General features: G+C 40.9%; 1 protein-coding gene. It reads right to left on the reverse strand.

Translation table 11 applies throughout. The features are described from left to right. Positions 1-101: 101 nt before the first annotated feature. Positions 102-3,425: an SIALI-17 repeat-containing surface protein gene (locus ADM33_RS10350; RefSeq protein ID WP_049505060.1), complete on the reverse strand. Its 3,324-nt coding sequence runs from the start codon at positions 3,423-3,425 to the stop codon at positions 102-104. Positions 3,426-3,891: the final 466 nt, after the last annotated feature.

The raw sequence follows: 3,891 nt of genomic DNA on the forward strand, positions 1-3,891 counted from the left end.
ACTCAAGTACAGCCTGCGGCTAGCTTCCTAGTTTGCTCTTTGATTTTCATTGAGTATAAGATTTAGTTTCACTAAGGAAACCTTCAATTTTAACGATTTGACTAATCTTCTTTTCTCTTCCCCAAAGCAAACATACCAAGGAGCATCCCCACAAGTCCTACTGAGGCAATGACAGAGTCATCTTCGTTTCCTGTCTTAGGAAGAACATCTTGACGAACTGCAGGTGCTTGATAGGTCTTATCTTGTGACATAGCCTGTGATACAATAGACTGCTGACCTTTGTGATCTGGATCTTTATGGCCTGCTCCTTCTGAACCTTTGACATCGCCTACAAATCCTGGTTTTTCTGTCGGTGCGACGTCATTCTTCACACTGCCCGTAAATGCTGGGACTTCATGAACAGCTGGTTCTAGACCATTGACACCACCCGCAAATTCTGGAAGTTCTAACTTAGCTGATTCTACTGCATTCACACTACCACTAAATTCTGGGACTTCGTTAACAGCTGCTTCTACACCATTGACACCACCTGCAAATTCTGGAAGTTCTACTATCGGTGCTGCTTCTTCACCTACTGTACCAATAGGTTCAGTATACTCTGGGAGCTCCGTTACAGCTGCTTCACTACCATTGACTCCACCTGTAAATTCTGGAATTTCAGCAGTCGCAGCTTCTACACCATTAACACCACCTGTGAATTCTGGTACTTCGTTAACAGCAGCTTCACTACCGTTGGCCGCTCCAGGAATACCTGCTCCTTCAAGACTCACTGGAAGGTTGTGCATACTCTCGATAGCTCCAGAAGCAAGTCCAGTTATCTCCTGACCAAGATCTGACTTATCTATTGTAAATAGAAGAGTCTTCGTATCGTACTGGGTCATGAAGTTTACTTTTTTACCATTTGCCAACTGAAGTGTTGGGATTTTGTTAACCAAAACTTCTGAATCAAATTCTACTGCAAGAATTCCTGGCCATTTTTCAATAACATTTTTAACTTTGGCTTCTTTAGGAGAAATTCTTTCCTTCGTTAGGAAATCCCAGTTGAATTTCTTGAAAGATAGAGTATAAGGATTGCCTCCAGCTTCATGATGTTCGTACAAGAGACCAAATTCTTTTGGTCCGATCTGTTGAAGTGAGTTATAGGCATACTCCCCTTCTTGAATCAAATGATGATGCAGCCAAGTCAACTCGCCATCTTCTTCTACACGAGCCACTCGAATGTAACCATTCTTACGACCTGGGCCATTGGCATTTGCTAGAAGGATATACTCCTTACCATCTTGAACCGTATGAGTCGCTGCCATTTGAACATAAACATCTGGCACATCATAGCGTGCTACATAGTTGTCCCATGTAATACCACCATCATAACTTGTCGCAACCTGCAAATCACCTGTCAAACCACGCATAAAGAGTTTCAACTGACCATTGTTCAGCTGAACAACTGAAGCCTCCGTGTTTTGAGCATAGTAATTGTTCATGTTACTTGAATCAACTACTGTACCATCATAAAGTGTACGGTTATCATTGACACCGCCACCCATATGCCAAGTCTTACCATGGTCATCTGAGTAGATGATCCGAGATGATTGAGAACCATTGAGGTGGTTTGTTCTGTTTGTCGTATAAACAGGGACGACAATCCGACCTTTATGAGGTCCATTCTGAAGGGTAATTCCCACTCCAGGTCCCACACCTAAGAATTTCATCCAATCAGCTTTGACCATTGGAGTAATATCTTGTGGTGCAGACCAAGTTTTACCATCATCATCACTGTAAGACATCCATAGGTAGCTGTCTTTAGCAACTCTAAATGGAGAAGTTTTATTACTTGTAAAGTAGATATTTCCTAGTAACTGCTCACCCTGATAAAGATCACCTTTATCGCTATAAGCCGGCTTGACAGGATTTACAACAACACGATAATCCGTTGCCTGACCATCTGGTGTGTAGACAACACCATTTTCACGAATAGTATAGGCCCCATTTTCTCCTTCACGATAGAGAATTTGGTAGGTTTTCCCATCAATTTCTTTATAAGCTTCCTCTTTTTCAGCTGACATCCCAAAGATACCTTTTCCTTCTGGGAACATATCATAGACTGAAAAGATTCGTTTGGTTTCAGTATCTTGAGCTAAAACCATATCGATATTTACTGGTGAACCAACAGATGGATCAGTAGCTTTTGGATTGTCGCGTAGATTCGTAAGTGTGATACGATCGCCCCATGTTTGACCCTGATCTTCACTTCGTTTGACGACCATACCGATATCTCCCCAGTCATAGTGGTGCAAGCGGCGTTCGTCAGCTCCAGCAATCAGAGTTCCCTTGTCAGTCTTAAGGAGGGCTGGAATACGATAGCTATTAATACCATCTGGATTTGATTGCCCATTTTTACCAGCTTCAAAGACATCCTTTTTATCTGTTATCTCAGCTCCTTCTGGAAGCTTTTTCTCTAATTCGGATCTTTCAAAGAGGTAGCTACGATTTTGAACTTCTTCTGGACTCAAGGCACGATCATAAACAGTTAGATTACGAACTTGTAAACCTGCCCCCCAAACCATACTTCCTGCACGATTTGTGGTACCAATTTGCATATGATTCACATCAGGCATATCTTTGATAAAGCGTCCTGATTTCTTACTTGTTCGTGACAAAACTCCGTTTACATAGAGACGAACTTGCCCATCTGGAGAATCTGCACTTGGTCTTTCAACTGTAAAGGTTACTGAGTTCCACTGACCTGGTTTGACAGTTAATGGTGCGTCTGTGTATCTATCATAAAATTGATCGCCGTTTTGATCGCGGCCCTCAATCAAGGCAACGTTGTTGTAAACAGCCATGGTGAAATATTCATTTCGAACCTTATCACTTGAGACTGAGAAAAGGTTGTAAAATGCTGGTGCAGAAGCATCTGGTTTGAACTCCATATGAATGGTCGCATTTTGAAGCTGTTTCAGTTTTTCCAATTGCTCTGTCAGATCAATTCTATTGCTATTTGCAGCATTAGTCTCTACATCTTCCTTTTCAAGAACAGTATTGACATTTTCCAACTCTCTAGCATAGTAATCACGTGGAAGCGCAGCTGGATCTTTTTCGGTTTCTCTAGTTGCTTCTGCCGTTTCTGCTATTGCAGTTGTTTCTGCCGTTGCAGTTGTCTCTGTTCCAGTATGTGCTTCTGTAGATGCATGTGTGACTGTATCTACCCCATTAGACTCTGTCGCACTCTTTTCAGTATCTACTGCTTTTTCTGCCTGTTCCTTCTCTACTCCTAGTTCTGTCGTCTCCTTATTGGTAGTTGTTGCTTCTTGTGCTAATACCGGCGATGCACCAAAAACAACTGCTCCAATCACTACTGAAGCGGCTCCTACTGTAAATTTGCGAATTCCGTATCGTTGTTTTCTCTCCAACTGATTATGCTTCATCTTTCTTCCTTTCATTTTTAAAAATAAAGCGCTTTCTTTTTTGCTTAAAATTTTTAGCCATCTGACTAACTAACAAAAATTACTTTTTCACGAATGGTTACACTCGCTCTTTCAAATTTTCTCTCACTTAACGACCCATCGTTAACTAGAGTCTCCTACTCCTTTCAAATTTTATCTTATTCTCATTATATAATAAATTACCCTATTTTAAGATAGATGAATATAGAACAGATTTCACTTTCAGTTTTTGAAACCTAAACTCAGACATTTGAAACTACTTTCGGGTACTTTGGATTTTTTCAAACAGAAAATTGCTTCATTCGGTTGAATCGTTTTTTTAATGAACTTTATCTCAAACTTATACTCAATGAAAATCAAAGAGCAAACTAGGAAGCTAGCCGCAGGCTGCTCAAAACACAGTTTTGAGGTTGTGGATAGAACTGACGAAGTCAGTAACACATATACG

The sequence above is a fragment of the Streptococcus oralis genome, from assembly GCF_001075875.1.
Classification (GTDB): Bacteria; Bacillota; Bacilli; order Lactobacillales; family Streptococcaceae; genus Streptococcus; species Streptococcus oralis_I.

Excerpts from the sequence above, each read along its gene's own strand:
- ADM33_RS10350 (WP_049505060.1), bottom strand. The coding sequence starts at position 3,425 with ATGAAGCATAATCAGTTGGAGAGAAAACAACGATACGGAATTCGCAAA.